The sequence below is a fragment of the Flavobacterium branchiophilum FL-15 genome (genome assembly GCF_000253275.1).
GTDB lineage: Bacteria > Bacteroidota > Bacteroidia > Flavobacteriales > Flavobacteriaceae > Flavobacterium > Flavobacterium branchiophilum.
This window is the reverse complement of sequence record NC_016001.1, coordinates 1,930,587-1,954,088: the sequence shown is the minus strand read 5'-3', so window position 1 is coordinate 1,954,088 and position 23,502 is coordinate 1,930,587. Positions and strand designations below refer to the sequence as shown.

Below are 23,502 nucleotides of genomic sequence, written 5' to 3'. Positions count from 1 at the left end.
GTAAAGTATTATTTTAAATATAAATCAATATTAACATATAATTTTTACAAATAAAATTATTATTTAATATTAAAATAAAAATATTAAAATTAAAAAAATAAATACAATGTTGCAAAATAACATTTTTTTAGACTTACAAAAATCATTAGAAGGGGAGTTGTATTGTGATGAAATTCATAAAACAATTTATGCCACAGACGCCTCTGCTTATCAAATAAAACCATTGGCTGTAGCAACCCCAAAATCGGTTTCTGATATTCAAAAATTGGTTTTATTTGCTAAAAATAATAAAATATCTCTTACACCCAGAACTGCAGGAACATCCCTTGCGGGTCAAACTGTTGGAAGTGGAATTGTTGTAGATGTTTCAAAGTATTTTAATAAAATTCTTTCGTTAGATATTGAAAACAAAACAGTTACTGTTCAACCTGGTGTTATTCGAGATGAGTTAAACTTGTTTTTAAAACCGTATAATTTATTTTTTGGTCCTAATACTTCTACTACAAATCGATGTATGATTGGCGGTATGGTTGGCAACAATTCATCGGGTACAACCTCTATTAGATATGGCGTTACACGTGATAAAGTAATACAAATCAAAACAGTTTTAGGTGATGGTTCTATTGCCAATTTTGAATCCTTAAAATCTGAAGCTTTTATTGAAAAAACAAAAGGTAATTTGTTAGAAAATAATATTTATAAATCAATATATGAAGAACTTTCTGATAAAAATATACAACAAGAAATAATTAAAGAATTTCCAAAACCCGAAATTCATCGCCGAAACACAGGTTATGCAGTTGATGTTTTGTTGAAATCAGATTTGTTTGCAGGGTACGAAACTGAAATTAATGTTGCCAAGTTGTTATGTGGAAGCGAAGGTACTCTTGCATTTTCTACAGAAATTACGCTCAAAGTTGATGATTTGCCCCCTGCTCATAATATTATGGTTGTAACACATTTTAATGATATTCAAGAGAGTTTGAAGGCAGTTATGATAGCCATGAAACATAAGTTATATACTTGTGAAATGATTGATGATGTAATACTTGACTGTACTAAAAATAATAGAGAACAAGCCAAAAACAGATTTTTTATTCAAGGTAATCCAAAAGCAATAATGATGTTTGAAGTGGCATCTGATACTATTGAAGATGCTGAAAATCAAGCAAATAACTTAATTGAAGACTTAAATAATAATCATTTTGGATATGCTTCTGTAAAATTATATCAGGATGATATTAATAAAGTAAATGAACTCAGAAAAGCAGGGTTAGGGCTTTTAGGTAGTATTGTTGGCGATAATAAAGCGGCCGATTCTATAGAAGATACTGCGGTAGAATTGAGTGATTTACCTAATTATATTGCAGATTTTACAGCAATGATGAACAAACATGGACAAAAAGCCATTTATTATGCACATGCTGGTGCAGGTGAATTGCATTTGAGACCTGTTTTGAATTTGAAAACACTCGAAGGAAAAAAACAATTTAGAAATATTGCTACTGAAGTTGCCATTTTAGTAAAAAAATACAAGGGTTCTTTGAGTGGAGAACATGGTGATGGTATGGTAAGAGGTGAGTTTATACCATTTATGGTTGGAGAAAAAAATTATGAATTACTGAAAAGAGTAAAAAATTATTTTGATCCTTATCAAGTATTTAACATAGGTAAAATTGTAAATACGCCAAAAATGGATGAAAATTTGCGATTTGAATCGGGTAGGGTTGAACCCAATATTGCAACCATTCAAGATTTTTCGGATAGTTTAGGGGTACTACGAGCGGCAGAAAAATGTAATGGTTCTGGCGATTGTAGAAAAATGTACTCCGCAGGTGGTACTTTGTGCCCTAGTTATCGGGCCACTCGAGATGAAAAAGACACTACCCGAGCAAGAGCAAACATGCTTAGAAATTACCTTACTCATTCTGAAAAAGAAAATAAATTCAATCACAAAGAGTTGTATGATATTCTTAAATTATGTATAAGTTGTAAAGCTTGTGCAAGTGAATGTCCAAGTAATGTGGACATGGCTGCTCTAAAAGCTGAATTTTTATACCAATATCAAAAAGAAAATGGTTATACTTTTAGAAATACAATTTTTGCAAATAATGCTAAGTTAAATCAATTGGGTAGTGTTTTTCCACAATTAACCAATTGGATTCAAAATACTAATTTTGTAAAAAAACAGTTAGGTATTGCACCGGAACGGCAAGTACCCCAATTGGCACCACAAACATTTAGAACTTGGTATCAAAAAAATAGAAATTATAGTAATTTTGAGAAAAAAGTATATTTATTTTGTGATGAATTTACTAATTTTTATGATGTAAATGTGGGTATTGATGTATATAATTTATTAACTGCATTACAATATCAAGTCATCATTTTGGATCATGAAGAAAGTGGAAGAGCAATGATATCTAAAGGTTTTTTAGAACAAGCCAAAAAAATAGCCAATGCCAATATTAATATTTTTAAAGACATTATATCGAGTGATGCCCCTTTGATTGGGATAGAACCCTCTGCTATTTTATCTTTTAGAGATGAGTACATTAGACTGGCAGATAATAAAAAAGAAGCAGAAAATCTATCAAAAAATATATTTACTATTGAAGAATTTTTTAAACAAGAAATTGAAAATAAAAGAATTACTTCTAATGATTTTTCCGAAGAATGTAAAAATATTAAAATACATGGACATTGTCATCAAAAATCTTTGAGTACCATTCAAGCTACATTTGCCATGTTAAATGTGCCTCAAAATACAAATGTAACTATTTATAATTCAGGATGTTGTGGAATGGCTGGTTCATTTGGTTATGAGAAAGAACACTATTCGATAAGCATGAAAATAGGGGAGGAGTCTATATTTAGTAAAGTTAGAAATACCAACCAAGATACTATCATTGTGGCTGCTGGAACAAGTTGTCGACATCAAATTTTTGATGGCACTAACAGAAAAGCGGTGCATCCTGCTACAATTTTACTACAATTTATCAAATAAAAAAAGCCCTCATAAAGGGCTTTTTTTGTTCATGTTTTAAAAATTTATTTCGGCTAAATTATGATTTTCTTTCACTTTACCTAGTTGAATAGTATGAATTTTCTTTTCGGTTTTACCATTTTTACTAGTATATATTTCTACCATTACCGTTGAAGGGCCATTTTCTGTAAGGCTAGATTCTCCAAAATAGTTCGTTTTTATTTGGTATTTACCTTTTACAGCGTTTCTAAGTAAATATTGTTCTGGTCCATAACCTTGTGTAAAATCTTTACTAAATCTTGCTCCTAAAGCGGTCTCTTTGTGGGCATAATAACATTCTTCGCCTGTTGGCTCTATGATGTGCAAATCAATATCGGTGTCCATCATGTTCCAATTTAATATAATTCGTACGTCAATAGGTTTACTGTTCAAATATCTTTTACTAATTTGATTGGTGTTCAAACTAGGATTTTCGGCTGATAATCGGTTCAAATCCATCAATATTATATCTTCAATACCTTCATATTGACCACTCATTTCTTGTAAATAATTGGTTTTTAATGCTTTAATTAATTCATCAAATGCAGCTTGAATTTGCTTGTTGTCTTCCAGTGCCATCGCTAAATCTCGATGGGCTTGTGGTTCTATAGTTCGCCATTTTGCAACAGTACTCGCAGTAAACACAGCATCGTCAAATGATTTCCATTGTCTAAAAACATAAGTTAAAGTCTTGTATAATTGGTGATTTTCTAATCCTAAATCTGCAATATTACTTAGTATTTGTAATGCTTTATCTCTTTGTCCAAGACGATAAAAATATTGTGCTACATCAAAATAATAGTTTGGATTATTTTCTTGTTCTTCTTTTAATTCTAAATACACTGCATATTTATTTTCGGCTGGTGTTTGTTCTAAAACTTTCAAATACACCCGATCAGGGCTCCAAGAAGTAACCTTTGTTTTAGGTTTTTTTGTTGTGTTGGACGTAGCATTTGGTGCTATTACAGCTACTTCTTTGCTTTTATTTGTTATTTCATCGGCAATTCCGTCTTTATTATTTGATGAACTTACTACTACTTCTTGTAGTTCACTTTTTGATGTTGTTATTTTATTTGCTAAACTAGGAGCTTCTGTTACAGTCAGAGCATCAGCGTCACCTTTTATAGTTTCACCTGCATTTGTTCTACTATATCCATAGCCAACAACAACTTCTTTATTATCTTTTTTATTTTTTGGTACTTTTGTGCTAACAAATTTTAAGTTTTTATTCCACCAGTCATCTAATTCTTTATTATATTGTGCAATATTAATCCAATTATTTTTCTGTTGGGCTAACATGGCTTCTTTATTTTGTTTGGCTATTTGGTCATAAGCAGTTTTTAACTCTACCGGTGGTACAATATCGTATCGTATGTAATCTTCTACAGTTTCTAATACGATCAACGATGTATTTCTTGTTATTATGCCATATTTCTTACCTAAAATCTCAATTGCTTCTTCATTTTTATCGTATTGTAAGTCTAAACTACTGATTTTATTTTGAACCCATAATTTTTCGATGTCTATATCCTGTGTGGCGGTTTTTTCAGCATCTAGTACAATTGTTTTTTCTAGTACAATTTCATTTTGATAACCAAAAAGTAATGTCAATTCTTGTTGTTTTTTTAACGAAATGCCACTAAAATTGAAATTATTTGATACATTTACACCAGCAATAGGGTATAATTCTGTAATAAAATTATTTTCCTTGATTCCTAAAAATTTTAATTTTTGGTAAGTTAATTCCTCAATAGCCTCGTTGGTATTGATTTGATTCAAATTGATAAATGCTCCTTTGTTTACCAATGATTGGTAATTCATATAAGCAAAATCTGATGATGCCAAACTCGAAATCGTGTATAAAGGTTTATTGGTTTTTGGCAAATCGGAACTACTTAAACTAGATAATCCATCTGTAAAAAATAATATTTCGTCTTCAGTACCCCATTGTATTTCAGAAAATCGGGTACCACCATCATAAATTGCAGTTTTTAAAGTATTTTTTAGGGCCTCCCAATTTCCGTTAGTTATTTCAAATGATTCATTTTTTTGAAATTTATAATTCAAATAATACAATTGAACTCGTACTTGATTCAAATTTTTGAAATAAGCATCCAATAATGCAAATTCTTTGTTCAAATCTCTGTTTTTGCAACTTAATGAATTATCCCAAATTAGAGCAATAGTATTTGGTTTTTTTCTTGCTATTTTTTGTTTATTTAAAAATATATTCCCATAAAAATATACTTGCTCATTCTTATTTTGACAATATACGTTGGGTATGTCTTTATTAATAGGTATTTTTATATTAATATTTTCATTTGGTTTATAGTTTTCTTTTATTATTTTGGTTTGATAGCTATTTGTAAATGAATTTTCAGTAAGTATTATATTATTTTCTGAACTTTCTTGATGAATTTCTGGTTTTTTACTTGGATTTAAAATATCTATATTGATTTCAAAACGATCCAATGCATTTGAAAATGTACTTAATATGTGATAATCTAGTTGATTTCCTTCTGTTTGCTGCAAAGCTTGTTCGTATCCGATTACAACAATTCTTTCAGTATTAGGTAAAATAGGGTAAATTCTGGTCTTAAAGTTGTTTCCATCTACTTTTTCCAATAATCCAGGATCTACTCGACGGTGTTCTATGGCTTCAAACACTTGTTTGCCTTTATTTTTATTTACAGGAACCGATTCTCTTAACTTGCCATTAATATCTATTGCATATCTCGACACTGTAACACCTTCGGGTAATGGAAAAACTAACGCTGCTTCCATTTGTCTGTTACTGGTATTTACAAAGTGCATTTCAGTAGTAGTATAGGCAATATTTCCTACTATTTTTACATTTGTAATCATTTTATTCATCTTTACCTTTAGTGTGTCTCCAGATTTAATGGTTACTTTTGGACTTTGACTAAATGAAAAATTGACAAATAATAAAACAATAATAATTCTAATATTTTTCATGTTTTTGTATAATTAAGTTGATATTATAAATCATTAGTACATTGATTTCATACTAGACAAACCTATTGGTACTATAATTTAAGATGATAAAAATAGTAAAAAGGTTGGGACAAAAATTTTTTTTTTAATTTTTTTTTAATTTATACCAAATATATTTTTTAAATGTATATTTGGTATTAAAATAAATGTGTATTACTATTTGGTATTCAACGAATTTTTATTTACATATTTTATATCATTGTAACGTTATAAACAATCATGGCAAGTTTCATGTCGTAAAACAATTATTATTGTATTTTTTTATGTTTATACTATATTGCTATGTATTTGATTGTCAATTTTATAGCATATTTTTTAGTAATACTTTTTTAGAAACTTATTGAAACTATTATATATTTGAAAAATATTAGGTTCAAAATAAATTATAATTTATCAAGCTTTGTTTATTTTATTTCACATTTTTTTTCTAATCCGTTATTTTAAAATACATTGTTTTTAGTTATTGATTTTATATTAATAATAATAAATAACTATTTTTGGTATTTTAAAACAAAAAAAAACTGCCCAATATATGGGCAGTTATTGAGGTATAATTTTATTTAAAAAAATTATTTTTTCTCGTTTTTCTCCATTTTTGCTTTCAAACCAGCAAGAATGTCGTTGTTATCTCCTAGTGTAGCAGCAGGAGCATTGGTATTATTTGAAACTGCTTCTTGAACAGCTTTCACATTTTTCTCTTCCTCTTCACGGAAAATAGCAGTGTGTGATGCTACAACTCTTTTGAATTCTTTATTAAATTCGATAACTTTGAAATCGGCAGTATCTCCTTTTTTCAATTTTTTACCGTCTTCTTTTTCTAAATGACGTGTAGGAATAAATGCTACAATATCATCTCCAAATTCAACTGTTGCTCCTTTGTCCACAATTTCAGAAATTTCTCCGCTATGGATACTTCCAACTGCAAATGAATCTTCGTATTGATCCCATGGATTTGAAGTAGTTTGTTTGTGACCTAAAGATAATTTACGTCCTTCAACATCTAATTCAAGAACTACAACATCTAATTTTTCACCTACTGCAATAAATTCTGATGGATGTTTGATTTTTTTAGTCCAAGATAAATCAGAAATGTAAATTAATCCATCAATACCTTCTTCTAATTCAACAAATACACCAAAATTTGTAAAGTTTCTTACAGTTCCTAAATGTTTAGAACCTACAGGATATTTGGCCGTAATATCTGTCCATGGATCTTGAGTCAATTGTTTGATACCCAAAGACATTTTACGATCTTCTCTATCTAAAGTTAATACAACTGCTTCAACTACATCGCCAACTTTTACAAAATCTTGTGCAGATCTTAAGTGTGTCGACCAAGACATTTCAGATACGTGAATCAATCCTTCTACACCTTCAGCTACTTCAATGAATGCTCCATAATCTGCAATTACTACTACTTTTCCTGAAACTTTGTCTCCAATTTTCAAATCGGCACTCAAAGCATCCCATGGATGAGCGTTCAATTGTTTTAAACCTAATTGAATTCTTGTTTTTTCATCATCAAAATCAAGGATTACAACGTTTAGTTTTTGATCTAATTCTAATACTTCACTTGGATGATTAATTCTAGACCAAGACAAATCTGTAATATGAATCAATCCATCAACGCCTCCAAGATCTATAAATACTCCATAAGATGTAATGTTTTTAACCACACCTTCCAATACTTGACCTTTTTCTAATTGACCAATGATTTCTTTTTTCTGAACTTCAATATCAGCTTCTATCAATGCTTTGTGAGAAACTACTACGTTTTTAAATTCGTGGTTGATTTTTACAACTTTGAATTCCATCATTTTGTTTACATAAACATCATAATCACGGATTGGTTTCACATCAATTTGCGATCCTGGTAAAAATGCTTCTATACCAAAAACATCTACAATCATACCGCCTTTTGTTCTGCATTTTACAAAACCATTAACAATTTCTCCTGTTTCATTGGCATTGATAACACGCTCCCATGATTTGGTAGCTCTTGCTTTTTTGTGAGATAATACTAATTGTCCTGTTTTATCCTCACGAATATCAATTAATACTTCTACTTTGTCTCCTACTTTTAAATTTGGATTGTAACGAAATTCATTTAAAGATATTACTCCTTCTGATTTTGCGTTAATGTCAACAATTACGTCTCTATCGGTAATTCTAACAACAACTCCTTCTACAACTTCTTCTAAATCTGTTGCAATAAATGTTTTAGACACTAATGCTTCAAATTCTTCTAAATTTTTTTGATCAATTGCATCAATTCCTTCTTCAAAATTGTGCCAGTTAAAATTTTCTAAAAACGATTCTTGTGATGGTACTTGTTCAGACATGCTGATAATAAATTTGTATTTTGAATTTTAGCCGAGTTTCTTAATGCGAAAGTAAAATCAAAAGTGTTTTACATAATGTGTTGATTACCAAATTGAAACTCTAATCGCAAAATGGTGTGCAAAGATAATTCTTTTTTAGATAGTTACAAATTTTTTATCCTAATTATAATTGATTTTGTACACTTTTTATTTTCGACCTATTTATTTCACAACTTTAAACCTATATATAGGTCTATCATTCACTATTGTTCTATTGCGGTTGATAGGTTTTGAATGTGCCATTCTTATAAAAAAATACAATTTTTTCTATTTCAAGAGACCCTTCCATAGTTGCCGTATTTGAAATTGAATCTTGTTTTTTTTCAAATACGGGATTTTTGATTGGGGTTGGTTCGATTGTTGGATAATCGGTGGTTGTATCAAACAAGGTTTCTTGAATAACCTTTGGCGTGGTTTGTGGTATAGATTTTTTTTCAACCGGTGGGGGCGGAGGGGTAATGGTTTTTGGAAATGTCCCTTTTCCATTTAATATCCAATACAAATCCACTTCAGGAAAAACATCTACTATTTTTAGGATAAATTCTAAACTGGGCTTGTTTCTACCAGATAACAAATGCGATAAACTTGAGCGTTGTACACCAATTTTATCTGCAAATCCTGAGGCTGATATACTATAATAATCAAATATTTTTTCTAATCTTTTTGTAAACTCGTCTATGTTTAACATTGTAAACTTGTTTTAAATCGTTCATTTTACAAATGTAATCATTTTAATTGAAACCACCAAATTTACAGTTGTAAATTGTAAATTCATACACTAAACAACCTTAATTTTACTTTAATTAATTGGGTTTAATGTACTGAAAATGAGTGTTTTATATAGTTTTATAACAACTTATTAACATTTGTTACATTTCTTTATGACCTGCTTGTATAATTAGGGATTTTGACATTTCATACAGTTTACAAATGTAACAATCGGATTGTTTTTAAATATTTACAAATGTAAACTTAAAGATATTTACATTTGTAAAATTAAAATACAACTTATGAATTGGGATCAACTACACCTCGACTTTAAAGCTCAAAACATTTCTGGACGTTACATTACGTTGTCCGATATTGAGCCTATTTTACAATCTTTAAACACTCAAAACCAGTTAAGTATTATTGGTTATTCGGTTCAAAACAAACCAATTTACCAATATAAAATGGGCTTTGGCCCTACTAAAATTTTACTTTGGTCTCAAATGCACGGAAACGAAAGTACTACTACAAAAGGTTTGATTGATTTTTTGCAAATGTTGCAATCTGATATACCATTAGTCCAACAATGGTTACAAGACTTTACTTTTTGCTGTATTCCCATGCTCAATCCAGATGGGGCGTTGGCATATACCCGTGTCAATGCCAATCAAATTGACTTAAATCGTGATTTTCAAAACCTTTCACAGCCCGAAAGTCAACTGCTAAGAACCATTTTTGATGATTATAAACCCCATTTTTGTTATAATTTGCATGATCAACGCACTATTTTTGGAGTAGGTACAACGGGAAAGCCAGCTACTGTTTCATTTTTGGCTCCTGCCTACAATCCTTCTTGCGACTATAATAGCACCCGATTAAAAGCCGTTGGGGTTATAAATGCCATGAATGTAACCCTTCAAAAAATAATTCCAGGTCAGGTGGGCCGTTTTGACGATTCATTTAACAATAATTGTGTTGGCGATTGCTTTCAAGAGCTTGGTATTCCTACAATTTTATTTGAAGCTGGACATTTTCCTAATGATTATGAAAGAGAAGTAACCCGTAAAATGATATTTATTGCACTGATTTCGAGTTTTATTTGTATTAGCGAAAACGATTTAGTTGCTAATAATATTGATGATTATTTGAATATTCCTCAAAATAACGTGTGTTTTTATGATTTTGTTTGTAAAAAAGTTAAAATAAATTATGATTGTATCGAAAAAATTACGAATTTTGCATCGCAGTACAAGGAAGAATTAATAGATAACAAGCTCTATTTTAATTCTTACATAGTTCGGATTGACGATTTAGAAGGCATTTTTGGTCATATTGAAGTCGATGCTCAACATCAATTATACAAAGACCAATTTGGAAATTGTCCTATTATAGATAATCCTGCTACCTTTACTATTGGTAATAAAATCGAAGTTAAAAATGGAGTTCTAATCGAGGAGTTATGATTTCATTTTTTTAAATTAATAAATTAAATAATATAAAATCAGTTTTTATGAGTAAATTCCGTTTAGATGAAGTAGATCATCAAATTTTAGATATGTTGATTGATAATACACGTGTTCCATTTACAGACATTGCCAAAAAATTACTAATTTCGGCAGGTACTGTTCACGTTCGTGTCAAAAAAATGGAAGATGCTGGTATTGTAATGGGGTCTTCTTTGACTTTGGACTACGAAAAATTAGGCTATTCTTTTATAGCTTATGTAGGTGTTTTTTTAAATAATACCTCACAAACCAAATTTGTTTTGGAACGAATTAGCGAAATTCCTTTTGTAACGGTTGCTCACATTACTACTGGTAAATTCAATATTTTTTGTAAAATTAGAGCCAAAGATACCAAACATGCCAAGGATGTAATTTTTATGGTCGATGCCATAGAAGGCGTTTACAGAACCGAAACCATGATTTCTCTTGAGGAAAGCATCAACGACAAAAAACGTTTGATGCACACTATTTTCAAAGATATTTAACTTTTTTTATATATTTTGTAAATTATTCAAACCTCAAGCTGCTACTTGAGGTTTTTTTATTATTTTTATCCACAACTAAACAACAATAAAAACAACTCATGTACACATTACCCAAAATCGAACGTTTCAATCAAGGTGTATTGTCTAAATACCACATTTATAATAGTGTGTTTATTACCTTGCCTTTTGATTCTATCAACAATACAGGGGCATTATTACCCTTATTTTCAGATATTTGCGAAAATGGTTTCAAAAATCATCAAACCCCCGTTGAAATTGTAGAAACTTTTGCTGCCAAGTATTTAGACCACAACAACGAAGCCCAACGCATCGAATTGATGTTTAGATTTATTCAATACATCGAAAGACAAATTGTTTTGTTTGATGCTATTGAAGATGCCGCTTTTCCTGTTGTAAACAATATGGAAGGAAGGGGCTCTTTGAGGGATATCAAAGAAAAAGCCGATGTAAAAAACAAACAAACGGAGTTAATTGATTTTCTTGAAAATTTTAGCGTTAGAACTGTCTTAACAGCGCACCCCACGCAATTTTATCCAGGATCTGTTTTAGGTATCATCAACGATTTGACCGATGCCATTAGAGCCAACGATTTACTATACATCAAACAACTTTTGGCACAATTGGGCAAAACACCTTTTATTAAAAAAGAAAAACCAACCCCTTTTGACGAAGCAGTAAGTTTAATATGGTATCTCGAAAATGTTTTTTATGAAACCTCGGGCGAAATGGTTCATTATTTGCAAAAAAATATTTTTGAAGGCCAATCTATTCAAAATAAATTAATCAAATTAGGCTTTTGGCCAGGTGGCGATAGAGATGGAAACCCGTTTGTAACTACCGAAATTACACTTAAAGTAGCAGATCGATTAAGAACTTCTATCTTAAAGTGTTATTACCTCGAAATTAGAAAACTCAAACGTAAGCTAACTTTCTATAACATAGAGACTTTGATGTCCGATATTGAAGAAAAACTTTATCGTTCTGTATTTTATTCTAAAGGCGATATTTTTATTACTTTGGAGGAATTTCTAACCCAATTAAATCTCATCAAAAACATAATTATTGCCGAACATCAATCGCTTTATTTGGACGAACTCGAAGCACTTTTAATTAAAGTAAATTTGTTCGGATTTCATTTTGCTACTTTAGATATTCGTCAAAACAGCAAAATTCACAACGAAGTTTTCACAAATTTAGTCGATTATTACCGTTTATCTGTTCAAAATATTTTCCCAAAAAATTATTTTGAATTGTCCGAAAACGAAAAATTAGATATACTAGGTAGGGTACAAGCCAAAACAGATATTCATTTTTCAGATAATAAAATTGTACAATCTACTATCGAATCCATTTATGCAATCAAACAAATTCAAGACAAAAATGGCGAATTTGGTGCCAATCGATACATCATTAGCAACAATGAAAGTGCCCTCAATGTGATGGAAGTTTTTGCCATGTTCCGTTTGTGCGGCTGGCAAAATCCTACCGTAGATATTGTGCCACTTTTTGAAGTGATAGACGACTTGCAAAGTGCCGACAAAATTATGGAACAATTATACACCAATAAAGCCTATGCTGAACACCTCAAAAATAGAGGCTACAAGCAAACGGTTATGCTCGGTTTTTCAGACGGAACAAAAGATGGTGGCTACCTCATGGCCAATTGGAGTATATATAAAGCCAAAGAAACCATATCGGCAATTTCTAGAAAATACAACATCAAAGTCATCTTTTTTGATGGTCGTGGTGGCCCTCCTGCCCGTGGTGGTGGCAAAACTCACAAGTTTTATGCCTCGTTAGGCCCCAACATCGAAAACCAAGAAATTCAAGTTACTGTTCAAGGTCAAACTATTAGTTCCAATTTTGGTATTTTAGATTCTTGCCGATACAACCTCGAAAATTTATTAAGTGCCGGTGTTGCAAATCAGGTTTTTAATAAAGAAGACAATATTTTGTCTGAAAAAGATAAAAATATTTTGGACGAATTGGCTCAAAAAGGTTACGAAAAATATACCAATTTCAAAAACCACCCTCAATTTATCCCTTATTTGGAAAAAATGAGTACCCTAAAATATTATGCCAAAACCAATATTGGTAGCAGACCTTCTAAAAGAAGCAAATCAGAAAATTTGGATTTTGCCGATTTAAGAGCCATTCCTTTTGTTGGATCTTGGAGCCAACTCAAACAAAACGTTCCTGGATTTTTTGGAGTAGGGGCAGCCCTCAAATTTTTTGAAGACGAAAATCGTTGGATTGAAGTCCAAAATTTGTATGATAATTCTTTGTTTTTTAAAACACTTTTGGAGAATAGTATGATGGCTCTTGCCAAATCTTTTTTCCCTCTTACTGAATATATGAAAAATGACCCCGTTTTTGGCGATTTTTGGCAAATTATTTACAACGAATTTTTAGAAACCAAACGACTGTTACTCAAAATTGCCAATCACCAATCACTCATGGAAAATTATCCAGACGGTAAAGCATCTATCGAAATGAGAGAAAAAATTGTGATGCCCTTATTAACCATTCAACAATATGCTTTGCTGAAAATCAAAGAGTTATCTGCAGAAACCCAGCCAAATCTTGAATTGATTCAAGTATATGAAAAAATTGTAACTCGTTCATTATTTGGCAATACCAATGCAAGTAGAAATTCTGCTTAACATCAATAATATAAAATATTAATAATAAATTTCCTAAAATTATGAAACTCGATCAATTGCCCATCAAAGAATATGCAGGCTTTTTTCAAACCTACATCAATGCCCTCGATAATGTCAGTTTGCTAGAAGAACTCGAAATAAGCGGACATGATTTTATTAAATTTGTTCAAAACGTTCCTTTAGAAAAATTCGATTACCGCTATGCCGAAGGCAAATGGACAATTAAAGAAATTATTCAACATATTATTGATACTGAACGTATTTTTGCATACAGAGCACTTCGTTTTTCTCGCAACGATCAAACCCCTTTGCCTGGTTTTGAAGAAAATGATTTTGTAACATATTCCGATGCAAATTTGAGAAGTGTACAAGATTTATTATCAGAGTTTGCAGCCGTCAGACAAGCTACTTTGTTGTTGTTCAAAAGTTTTAGTCAAGACCAATTACTCAGAGAGGGTACAGCTTCCAACAACAAAATCAGTGTTAGGGCTATCGGATTTATTACCATCGGACATCAAAAACACCATCAAAAAGTGTTTCAAGAGCGTTATTAAGTACAGTAGGGCATGCCGCCTCAAAAAAAAAGGGCCTCATCAGCAATACTGTCGATAAGGCCCTTTTCTTTTGAGCCGTCGGGCTTTCACGAGTGCATGGCACCTTGCTCAATCCCTCATGCAAAAAACCAAAATTAAAACATACTCCTTTCAAACCATCAACAATCGATTATCAATTTTCATTTTTTTTTCATTTTTTTTATTGAATTCATAAAAATGCAATGATTTTTAAATTAATATATTATTCTATATCGTTTTCGCTATTTTTATTGAAAATAATTGAAAAAAAATGTCGTTTTTAACTTGTTTATTAAATTTTATTCAATACATTTGCAAAACAATTGACGAAAACAACAACAACAATGACAACAAATAATTTGCATCATCATCATTTACAATATGGCTCTCAAGCGATGTGTTAATGTGATGTGTATAATTATACAATAATTTAAAACCCGTTTGAGTACTTCAAGCGGGTTTTTTATTAAAAAAAACGAGTTATAGTTGTACTCAAATCCAATCAATGTAAACCATGAGTACTTTAAAAATTGCCATTCAAAAATCAGGACGCCTCAACGAAGACAGCATCCAAATCCTAAAAGACTGCGGGATTTCTATCAACAACGGAAATGACCAACTAAAAGCCACCGCATCTAATTTCCCTTTAGAAGTTTTATACCTTAGAAATTCAGATATTCCTCAATATTTGATTGATGGTGTGGTAGATGTGGCTATTGTAGGCGATAATCTTTTAGTTGAAAAAGGAAAAAACATTGTAGTTGCAGAGAAATTAGGTTTTTCAAAATGCAAGGTTTCGGTGGCTGTACCTAAAAGTTTCAACTATACTTCGGTTAAGGATTTAGACGGCTTGCGAATTGCCACTTCCTATCCCATTACTGTTTTGGATTTCTTCAATTCTAAAAATGTAACCGTTGATTTGCACCAAATTTCAGGTTCGGTAGAGATTGCACCAAACATTGGTTTGGCGGATGCTATTGTAGATATTGTTTCTAGCGGCAGTACTTTGTTTAAAAACAATTTAAAGGAAGTTGAAGTGATATTTAAAAGTGAGGCAGTTTTAGCAGTTTCACCAAAAATGACTCCTGAAAACAAAGTGATTTTAGACAAATTACAGTTCCGAATCCAATCGGTTTTGAGAGCAAGAAAATCAAAATACATTTTAATGAATGTACCGAACGAAAAAATAAAAGAAATTAGTTCTATTTTACCCGTTTTAAAAAGTCCAACGGTGATGCCATTAGCCCAAGAAGGTTGGTCCAGTGTTCACACCGTGATTGAAGAAGACCGTTTTTGGGAAGTAATCGACGAATTAAAAGCAGCGGGTGCAGAAGGTATTTTGGTTTGCCCAATTGAAAAAATGGTATTGTAAGCCCCCAAACCCCCGAAGGGGGAATGACAAAAAAACAGAGTTGGATTAATAAAACACTGATTTTAAAATTTTAATCCTGCAAGGTTTTCAAAACCTTGTAGGTATAGATGTAAACAAATGTAAGTCTATGAGGTTTTCAAAACCTTGTAGGTATAGATGTAAACAAATGTAAGACTATGAGGTTTTCAATATTTGGTTGGAATCGATATAGATAGTTTTAACACCTACAAGGTCAAAAAAAGACCTTGCCGGAGTAGCAATTGAACATGGCACGTATTAAAATAGAGAAAAAATAATAATGCAGAAAATTATAGAAATTGAAACTTCAAAACATTATGTTTGGGGAGATAATTGCGACAGCTGGGTTTTGATGGATTCGCAAGAATTATCTATCAAGCAAGAAAGTATGCCAATTGGTACTAAAGAAAAACTACATTTTCATACTAATTCTAAACAATTTTTTTATATTTTGAAAGGTTTGGCAACTTTTTATATTGATGGAAATCAATTTATAGTTGGTTCGTCCAAAGGAATACAAATTGAACCACAGTCAAAACATTATATTGCAAATGAAAGCGAGGAAGTACTCCATTTTTTGGTAATCTCGCAACCTACAACAAATAATGATAGAATAATAGTTGAATAGTCTTTGAATCTTTAAATTTTTATATTTTTCAATCTTTAAATAAAAATTAATGAACAAAATATACAATCCAAAACAGGAAAACTGGGCTGCTTTATTAGAAAGACCCACTAAAACAGTGAACGATATTGAAGCAACGGTAAAAGAAATTTTTGCTGCGGTACATTCCAAAGGAGATGAAGCGGTACAACACTATACGGCTCAATTTGACGGAATTGCTTTGGAAAATAATTTGGTTTCCAATGCCGAAATAGAACAAGCTATTGCTGCAGTTGATGATGAATTGAAAGCAGCAATTCAATTAGCCAAATCAAATATAGAAAAATTCCACACAGCCCAAAAAACCAATCGTGTTAGTGTCGAAACTACTGAAGGAGTACAATGTTGGCAAGAAAAACGTCCTATTCAAAAAATAGGATTGTACATTCCTGGCGGAACAGCACCTTTGTTTTCAACGGTTTTGATGCTCGCTATTCCTGCTGCAATTGCTGGATGCAAAGAAGTGGTTTTGTGTTCGCCACCCGATGCAACTGGCAATCTGAATCCTGCCATTATGTATGCTGCAAATTTATGTGGAGTAACCAAAATAATAAAAGTAGGCGGCATTCAAGCGATAGCTGGTCTGACTTTTGGAACAACCACCATTCCAAAAGTGTATAAAATATTTGGTCCCGGTAATCAATATGTAACGGTTGCCAAACAATTAGCAACTCAATTTGGTGTTGCCATCGATATGCCAGCGGGTCCCTCGGAATTGTTAGTCGTAGCCGACGATAGTGCTGTTCCTGCTTTTGTAGCGTCTGATTTATTAAGTCAAGCCGAACACGGAACAGACAGTCAAGTAATTTTAGTCTCAACTTCTAAAAAAATGATCGATGCTGTAGAGCAAGAAGTGCAATCGCAATTGACGGTTTTGCCAAGAAAAGAAATTGCCGAAAAAGCCATAGCCAATTCCAAATTGATTTTTGTCGAAAATGCAGCAACAGCCTTAGATTTAATTAATGAATATAGCCCAGAACATTTTATTGTTTGTACCGAGAACAATGATTTTTATGTCGATAATATCGAAAATGCGGGTTCGGTTTTTATTGGCAATTATACGCCCGAAAGTGCAGGTGATTATGCTTCTGGGACCAATCATACCTTACCAACGAATGGTTATGCTAAAAATTATAGCGGTGTGAATTTGGATAGTTTTATGAAATCGATGACGTTTCAGAAAATTTCAGAAACTGGAATTCAAAACATTGGTAAAGCCATTGAAATTATGGCAGAAAAAGAAGGATTGCAAGCGCATAAAAATGCGGTTACATTACGTCTTTTATCATGTAAAAAAACTTTGTAAGTTTAGCCTAATCCTACAAGGTTTTTAAAACCTTGTAGGTATAAGATAAAAAATAAAAATGAAACAATTTAAATCAAACCTACAAGGTTTTATGAAACCTTGCAGGAATACAAGATAAAAAGATGAGTAATTTTGATATACAAAAATTAGTTCGAGAAAACGTCAAAGCCATGAAACCCTATTCTTCGGCACGTGATGAATTTGAAGATTTTGACACGGCGGACATGATTTTTTTGGATGCCAATGAAAATCCATTTGCAAATGGGGTGAATCGGTATCCAGACCCACAACAAGCGACGGTTAAATCGGTTTTGGCCCAACAAAATGGTGTGGATAAAAATCAAATCCTTTTAGGAAATGGAAGCGATGAAGTCTTGGATTTATTGTTCCGTGCTTTTTGCGAACCGAAAATAGACAATGTGATTACGCTACCGCCAACTTATGGAATGTACGGCGTTTTGGCCAATTTGAATGCGATTGAAAATAGAGAAATTTTGCTTTCGGAAGATTTTCAACCGCAATTGGAATCGATTATGAAAGCGGTGGACGAAAACACCAAAATGATTTTCCTTTGCTCGCCCAACAATCCAACTGGGAATTCTTTTTCTGAAGAAAGTGTTCACTATTTATTGGAAAATTTCAATGGATTAGTGGTCATTGACGAGGCGTATATTGACTTTTCAGACAAAGCCTCTTGGATTCAAAAAATCAATGATTTTCCAAATTTAATTATTACCCAAACCTTGTCAAAAGCATACGGATTGGCTGGAATTCGATTGGGAATTTGTTACGCTTCGGCTGCCATTATTGGGGTTTTGAATAAAATAAAACCACCCTACAACGTTAACGAATTGACACAAAAACGAGCATTGGAACGTTTGGCTAATCCAAATCAAATAAAAGAAGAAATTAGCTTAATAATAAGACAAAGAGAACAGTTACTTAAAGTATTGAATGAAGTAAATTTTGTTTCAAAAATATATCCTACAGAGGCCAATTTTATCTTAATTAAAGTCGATAATGCGAACCAACGTTATGACGAATTAATCGCCAAAGGAATTGTGATTCGAAATAGAACGACCCAGCCGCTATGTGAAAACACCTTGCGTTTGACTATTGGAACAGAAGAGGAAAATAAGATTTTAATGTACGTTTTAAAAAATTTGAAATAAAAACATGAAAAAAGTATTATTTATAGATCGTGATGGGACTATCGTAATTGAACCTGCCGATTTTCAGTTGGACAGTTTAGATAAATTAGAATTTTATCCAAAAGCGTTTCAGTATTTGGCTAAAATTGCCAACGAATTGGATTACGAATTGGCAATGGTAACCAACCAAGACGGATTGGGAACGGATAGTTTTCCAGAAGATACGTTTTGGCCTACGCAAAATTTTATTTTAAGAGCGTTTGAAAACGAAGGCGTTTTATTTGATGATATTTTTATCGATCGCTCGTTTCCTGCGGACAATGCACCAACACGTAAACCACGTACTGGAATGTTGACCAAATACATTGACAATCCGAAATATGATTTAGCCAATTCATTTGTATTGGGCGACCGAATTACCGATGTTGCCTTAGCAAAGAATTTAGGAGCAAAAGCTATATTTCTAAAACAACAAGAAGGTTTAGGAAGTGACGAATTAAAAGAGAATGAAGATTTTAGCGATGTTATTGCATTACAAACCACCGATTGGAAAACCATTTATGAGTTTTTAAAACTAGAAGCCCGTTCTGCTACTATTGAAAGAAAAACACACGAAACAGATATTTTTATCAATCTGAATTTAGATGGAACTGGAAAAAGTAAAATCGACACTGGCATTGCCTTTTTTGATCACATGCTAGACCAAATTGCACGTCACGGTCAAATGGACTTAGAAATTACGGTAAAAGGCGATTTAGAGGTGGACGAACACCATACGATTGAAGATACTGCGATTGCTTTAGGAGAAGTTTTTGCGAAAGCATTAGGAAACAAATTAGGAATTGAACGTTACGGTTTTTGTTTGCCAATGGACGATTGCTTATCGCAAGTAGCCATTGACTTTGGAGGAAGAAATTGGTTGGTTTGGGAAACCGAATTCAAACGCGAAATGGTCGGTAAAATGCCAACAGAAATGTTCTACCACTTTTTCAAATCGTTTTCTGATGGTGCCAAAGCGAATATCAACATCAAAGCAGAAGGAACTAACGAACATCATAAGATTGAAGCTATTTTCAAAGCATTCGCCAAAGCGATTAAAGTAGCCGTGAAACGGGATACCGAGAAAATGATTTTACCAAGTACAAAAGGGATGCTATAAAAATTGTTTCAAGTTTAACGTTTCAGGTTAACTCAATTAACTTGAAACGTTAAACTTGAAACGTTAAACTTGAAACAAAAAAACAAATGAAAATAGTAATTATCAATTACGGTGCAGGAAATATCCAAAGTATTCTGTTTGCTATAGAGCGTTTAGGATATTCAGCCGTGTTAACTAATAATCCAGACGAGATTCAACGAGCGGATAAAGTCATATTTCCTGGAGTTGGCGAAGCGAGTTATGCTATGCAAAAACTCAAGGAAAGCGGATTGGATAGTTTGATTCCAACATTAAAACAACCCGTTTTAGGAATTTGTTTGGGTATGCAGTTGATGTGTCAACATTCTGAAGAAGGAAATACAGAAGGCTTAGGTATTTTTGATGCCAATGTCATTCGGTTTTCTAACAATGTAAAAGTACCTCAAATGGGGTGGAACCAAATATACAATTTGAAATCGCCTTTGTTTGAAGGAATTAACGATAACGAATACATGTATTTAGTACACAGTTATTATGTTCCCAATTGCAGTGAGGCCATTGCCAATACCAATTATGATGTAGAGTATGCTTCAGCCTTGCAAAAAAATAATTTTTACGGCACGCAATTCCACCCAGAAAAAAGTGGCGATGTGGGCGAACAAATTTTAGGGAATTTTTTGAAATTAAAATAATTAAATAAACCTACTCACCCCTAGTAGGCGTTCCCCTTTGGGAGCTTGTCCCGAGTTTTGGGGAGTTAGGGGGCTAATATGAGAATAATACCAGCCATAGATATCATTGACGGAAAATGTGTTCGTTTGTCCAAAGGGGATTACGACACTAAAATCATTTATAACGAAAATCCGCTTGAAGTAGCCAAATCATTTGAAGCACATGGGATTGAATATCTGCATCTTGTTGATTTAGATGGTGCCAAGTCAAGTAGAATTGTGAATTATAAAATTCTCGAACAGATTGCTACACAAACCAAATTAAAAATAGATTTTGGTGGTGGCTTGAAATCCGATGCTGATTTGAAGATTGCTTTTGAATCTGGAGCGAACCAAATCACAGGCGGAAGTATTGCTGTGAAAAACAGGGCTATTTTTGAACAATGGATTGCCGAATATGGTTCGGATAAAATCATTTTAGGAGCTGATGCAACCAATGAAAAAGTGGCGGTTTCAGGTTGGCTAGAAGATTCTGATGAAGACTTAGTACCATTCATTGAAGACTATCAAAACAAAGGAATTCAATACGTTATTTGCACTGATATTGCCAAAGACGGCATGTTGGCTGGGCCAAGTTTTGATTTATATGCTAAAATTTTGGCAACAGCCAAAGGAATCAAATTAATTGCATCGGGTGGCATTTCTACTTTTGATGAATTACCACAATTAGCCGAGTTAGGTTGTGAAGGAACTATTATTGGGAAAGCGATTTACGAAGGCAGAATTTCGTTGAAACAATTAGAAAATTATATTTTAGAAACTAAATAATTCAACAATTGAACAATTTTAAATTAATCAATTGTTACATTAATACTATGCTTACAAAAAGAATCATTCCTTGTTTGGATATCAAAAACGGAAGAACGGTCAAAGGGGTCAATTTTGTGGACTTACGCGATGCGGGAGATCCTGTCGAATTGGCGAAAATCTACTCTGATGAAGGTGCGGATGAATTGGTTTTCTTAGATATTTCGGCTACAGAAGAACGCCGTAAAACTTTGGTGGATTTAGTTCGTAAAGTAGCGGCTACAATTAATATTCCGTTTACTGTGGGTGGCGGAATCGCATCGGTTGAAGATGTAGAAATATTGCTGCAAAACGGTGCGGATAAAGTATCTATCAATTCTTCAGCGGTAAAAAATCCACAATTGATCACAGATATCGCTCAGAAATTTGGCAGCCAATGCGTAGTTATAGCCATTGATGCGAAAAAAATTGATGGTGAATGGATGGTGCATTTAGTAGGAGGGAAGGTGCCTACTGAAATTAAACTTTTCGATTGGGCAAAAGACGTAGCAGCGCGTGGTGCAGGAGAAATCTTGTTTACCTCAATGGATCATGACGGAACTAAAAATGGATTTGCTAACGAAGCTTTGGCTACATTGTCGCAATTGGTAAATATTCCTATTATTGCCTCAGGTGGAGCTGGGAATATGCAGCATTTTATTGATACCTTTGTCGAAGGAAAAGCAGATGCCGCTTTGGCAGCCAGTGTTTTCCATTTCAAAGAAATTGAAATTAAGACCTTAAAAAAAGAATTACAAAATAATCATATTGAAGTTAGAATTTAGAAGTGGGAAATACGAAGTAAAAAAAAAAAATGAAAAGGAAATTAGAATTACACCTCTAATTTCTAACCTTTTGAAGTTAGAATTTAGAAGTGGGAAATACGAAGTAAAAAAAAGTAAAAGGAATTTAGATTTAAACCTCTATTTTCTAATTTCTAACCTCTAATTTCTAATTTCTAACCTTTTTTACCCCTCCCCAGCCCTTCCCGAGAAGTCGGGACTGGCACCCGAAGGAGAGGGAGCCGAAACAGGAAAGTAACGATTTATAACTTTTAAACTTTAAACCTCTAACCTCTAATTTCTAACCTCTAATTTCTAACTTTAAATCACATGAACATCAATTTTTCAAAAAGTGCTCACGGATTAATCCCAGCCATTATTCAAGATAGTGAAACCAAAGCCGTATTAATGTTGGGCTATATGAACGAAGAGGCTTTCGCCAAAACACAAGAAATAAAAAAAGTAACTTTTTATAGTCGCTCCAAACAACGTCTTTGGACAAAAGGAGAAGAAAGCGGAAACTTCTTAAACTTAGTAAGTATCAAAAAAGATTGTGATAACGATACGCTACTGATTCAAGTACAGCCTGTTGGACCAACTTGTCATAACGGAACCGATACTTGTTGGGCAGAAGAAAACCAACCGAATTATGGTTTTATTTCAACTTTGGAACAAACCATCAAAACCCGTCGTGACAATGCCGATGCTGAAAAAAGTTATGTGGCTTCTTTATTCGAAAAAGGAATTAATAAAATAGCTCAAAAAGTTGGCGAAGAAGCAGTAGAAGTGGTAATCGAAGCCAAAGATGATAATGATGATTTGTTTTTAAGCGAAAGTGCCGATTTACTTTTTCATTACCTTATTTTATTACAAGCCAAAGGTTTTCAAATGAATGATGTCATTGAAGTTTTGAAGAAAAGACAGAAGTAAAAGTAGTTTTTTTAGGTTTCAAATATAAAATAAGTCCATAGTAAGAGCTCAAATGTTACATACATTTGTTGCTAACTCATTGTAATTGAATTACATAAGAAAAAAAATATTTTTATTAAAATATGTTTGTTCTAATTAAATAAAGTTGTATATTTGCCATGCGAATACGGGGTGTAGCGTAGCTCGGTTATCGCGCCTGCTTTGGGAGCAGGAGGCCGCAGGTTCGAATCCTGCCACCCCGACAAAACC

The 23,502-nt window shown here is 32.6% G+C and carries 17 protein-coding genes and 1 tRNA gene; 15 read left to right on the top strand and 3 right to left on the bottom strand.

The window, feature by feature from the left end; translation table 11 throughout:
* Positions 1–106: 106 nt before the first annotated feature.
* Entirely contained in the window at positions 107–3,007 is a 2,901-nt protein-coding gene (locus tag FBFL15_RS08430) for an FAD-binding and (Fe-S)-binding domain-containing protein (RefSeq protein WP_014084190.1), read from the top strand.
* A 36-nt stretch (positions 3,008–3,043) separates the two neighbouring features.
* Here FBFL15_RS08430 and FBFL15_RS08425 read toward each other — a convergent pair whose 3' ends face one another.
* The 3 genes from FBFL15_RS08425 to FBFL15_RS08415 form a co-directional block, all read right to left on the bottom strand.
* On the bottom strand, positions 3,044–6,001 hold the full coding sequence (locus tag FBFL15_RS08425) for a VIT domain-containing protein (RefSeq protein WP_014084189.1): 2,958 nt from the start codon (positions 5,999–6,001) through the stop codon (positions 3,044–3,046).
* Between the two features lie 608 nt (positions 6,002–6,609).
* Positions 6,610–8,382, bottom strand: coding sequence for a 30S ribosomal protein S1 (rpsA, locus tag FBFL15_RS08420; RefSeq protein WP_014084188.1), 1,773 nt, complete (start codon positions 8,380–8,382; stop codon positions 6,610–6,612).
* A 250-nt stretch (positions 8,383–8,632) separates the two neighbouring features.
* Entirely contained in the window at positions 8,633–9,109 is a 477-nt protein-coding gene (locus FBFL15_RS08415) for a helix-turn-helix domain-containing protein (protein WP_014084187.1), read from the bottom strand.
* Between the two features lie 322 nt (positions 9,110–9,431).
* On the opposite strand from FBFL15_RS08415, the gene FBFL15_RS08410 reads away from it, so the two are divergent.
* The 14 genes from FBFL15_RS08410 (at position 9,432) to FBFL15_RS08345 (ending at position 23,495) form a co-directional block, all read left to right on the top strand.
* Entirely contained in the window at positions 9,432–10,592 is a 1,161-nt protein-coding gene (locus FBFL15_RS08410; protein ID WP_014084186.1) for a M14 family metallopeptidase, read from the top strand.
* A gap of 47 nt (positions 10,593–10,639) precedes the next feature.
* The gene (locus FBFL15_RS08405) at positions 10,640–11,119 is read left to right on the top strand and encodes an Lrp/AsnC family transcriptional regulator (RefSeq protein WP_014084185.1); all 480 of its coding nucleotides are present in this window, start codon (positions 10,640–10,642) and stop codon (positions 11,117–11,119) included.
* A gap of 98 nt (positions 11,120–11,217) precedes the next feature.
* A complete protein-coding gene (locus tag FBFL15_RS08400) occupies positions 11,218–13,803 on the top strand; it encodes a phosphoenolpyruvate carboxylase (RefSeq protein ID WP_014084184.1) in 2,586 nt (861 codons plus the stop codon).
* A gap of 41 nt (positions 13,804–13,844) precedes the next feature.
* The gene (locus FBFL15_RS08395; RefSeq protein WP_014084183.1) at positions 13,845–14,357 is read left to right on the top strand and encodes a DinB family protein; all 513 of its coding nucleotides are present in this window, start codon (positions 13,845–13,847) and stop codon (positions 14,355–14,357) included.
* A gap of 532 nt (positions 14,358–14,889) precedes the next feature.
* Complete coding sequence (hisG, locus tag FBFL15_RS08390) at positions 14,890–15,747, top strand: ATP phosphoribosyltransferase (RefSeq protein ID WP_014084182.1); 858 nt, start codon at positions 14,890–14,892, stop codon at positions 15,745–15,747.
* A 298-nt stretch (positions 15,748–16,045) separates the two neighbouring features.
* Entirely contained in the window at positions 16,046–16,393 is a 348-nt protein-coding gene (locus tag FBFL15_RS08385) for a cupin domain-containing protein (RefSeq protein ID WP_014084181.1), read from the top strand.
* A gap of 49 nt (positions 16,394–16,442) precedes the next feature.
* Complete coding sequence (hisD, locus tag FBFL15_RS08380; RefSeq protein ID WP_014084180.1) at positions 16,443–17,735, top strand: histidinol dehydrogenase; 1,293 nt, start codon at positions 16,443–16,445, stop codon at positions 17,733–17,735.
* A 122-nt stretch (positions 17,736–17,857) separates the two neighbouring features.
* The gene (hisC, locus tag FBFL15_RS08375) at positions 17,858–18,907 is read left to right on the top strand and encodes a histidinol-phosphate transaminase (RefSeq protein WP_014084179.1); all 1,050 of its coding nucleotides are present in this window, start codon (positions 17,858–17,860) and stop codon (positions 18,905–18,907) included.
* 4 nt (positions 18,908–18,911) lie between these two features.
* Positions 18,912–20,045 carry a bifunctional histidinol-phosphatase/imidazoleglycerol-phosphate dehydratase HisB gene (gene hisB / locus FBFL15_RS08370; RefSeq protein WP_014084178.1) on the top strand — a complete coding sequence of 378 codons (1,134 nt, stop codon included), beginning with the start codon at positions 18,912–18,914 and terminating at the stop codon, positions 20,043–20,045.
* 86 nt (positions 20,046–20,131) lie between these two features.
* The gene (gene hisH, locus FBFL15_RS08365; protein ID WP_014084177.1) at positions 20,132–20,716 is read left to right on the top strand and encodes an imidazole glycerol phosphate synthase subunit HisH; all 585 of its coding nucleotides are present in this window, start codon (positions 20,132–20,134) and stop codon (positions 20,714–20,716) included.
* Between the two features lie 78 nt (positions 20,717–20,794).
* Positions 20,795–21,523: a 1-(5-phosphoribosyl)-5-[(5-phosphoribosylamino)methylideneamino]imidazole-4-carboxamide isomerase gene (gene hisA, locus FBFL15_RS08360; RefSeq protein WP_014084176.1), complete on the top strand. Its 729-nt coding sequence runs from the start codon at positions 20,795–20,797 to the stop codon at positions 21,521–21,523.
* A gap of 47 nt (positions 21,524–21,570) precedes the next feature.
* Complete coding sequence (gene hisF, locus FBFL15_RS08355; protein WP_014084175.1) at positions 21,571–22,326, top strand: imidazole glycerol phosphate synthase subunit HisF; 756 nt, start codon at positions 21,571–21,573, stop codon at positions 22,324–22,326.
* Between the two features lie 327 nt (positions 22,327–22,653).
* Entirely contained in the window at positions 22,654–23,253 is a 600-nt protein-coding gene (gene hisIE / locus FBFL15_RS08350; RefSeq protein WP_014084174.1) for a bifunctional phosphoribosyl-AMP cyclohydrolase/phosphoribosyl-ATP diphosphatase HisIE, read from the top strand.
* Positions 23,254–23,420: 167 nt separating this feature from the next.
* Positions 23,421–23,495, top strand: a tRNA-Pro gene (locus FBFL15_RS08345).
* Positions 23,496–23,502: the final 7 nt, after the last annotated feature.

Excerpts from the sequence above, each read along its gene's own strand:
- hisF (WP_014084175.1), top strand. The coding sequence starts at position 21,571 with ATGCTTACAAAAAGAATCATTCCTTGTTTGGATATCAAAAACGGAAGA.
- FBFL15_RS08405 (WP_014084185.1), top strand. The coding sequence starts at position 10,640 with ATGAGTAAATTCCGTTTAGATGAAGTAGATCATCAAATTTTAGATATG.
- hisA (WP_014084176.1), top strand. The coding sequence starts at position 20,795 with ATGAGAATAATACCAGCCATAGATATCATTGACGGAAAATGTGTTCGT.
- FBFL15_RS08425 (WP_014084189.1), bottom strand. The coding sequence starts at position 6,001 with ATGAAAAATATTAGAATTATTATTGTTTTATTATTTGTCAATTTTTCA.
- hisD (WP_014084180.1), top strand. The coding sequence starts at position 16,443 with ATGAACAAAATATACAATCCAAAACAGGAAAACTGGGCTGCTTTATTA.
- rpsA (WP_014084188.1), bottom strand. The coding sequence starts at position 8,382 with ATGTCTGAACAAGTACCATCACAAGAATCGTTTTTAGAAAATTTTAAC.
- FBFL15_RS08415 (WP_014084187.1), bottom strand. The coding sequence starts at position 9,109 with ATGTTAAACATAGACGAGTTTACAAAAAGATTAGAAAAAATATTTGAT.
- hisC (WP_014084179.1), top strand. The coding sequence starts at position 17,858 with ATGAGTAATTTTGATATACAAAAATTAGTTCGAGAAAACGTCAAAGCC.
- hisB (WP_014084178.1), top strand. The coding sequence starts at position 18,912 with ATGAAAAAAGTATTATTTATAGATCGTGATGGGACTATCGTAATTGAA.
- FBFL15_RS08395 (WP_014084183.1), top strand. The coding sequence starts at position 13,845 with ATGAAACTCGATCAATTGCCCATCAAAGAATATGCAGGCTTTTTTCAA.
- hisH (WP_014084177.1), top strand. The coding sequence starts at position 20,132 with ATGAAAATAGTAATTATCAATTACGGTGCAGGAAATATCCAAAGTATT.
- FBFL15_RS08430 (WP_014084190.1), top strand. The coding sequence starts at position 107 with ATGTTGCAAAATAACATTTTTTTAGACTTACAAAAATCATTAGAAGGG.
- FBFL15_RS08400 (WP_014084184.1), top strand. The coding sequence starts at position 11,218 with ATGTACACATTACCCAAAATCGAACGTTTCAATCAAGGTGTATTGTCT.
- hisIE (WP_014084174.1), top strand. The coding sequence starts at position 22,654 with ATGAACATCAATTTTTCAAAAAGTGCTCACGGATTAATCCCAGCCATT.
- hisG (WP_014084182.1), top strand. The coding sequence starts at position 14,890 with ATGAGTACTTTAAAAATTGCCATTCAAAAATCAGGACGCCTCAACGAA.
- FBFL15_RS08410 (WP_014084186.1), top strand. The coding sequence starts at position 9,432 with ATGAATTGGGATCAACTACACCTCGACTTTAAAGCTCAAAACATTTCT.
- FBFL15_RS08385 (WP_014084181.1), top strand. The coding sequence starts at position 16,046 with ATGCAGAAAATTATAGAAATTGAAACTTCAAAACATTATGTTTGGGGA.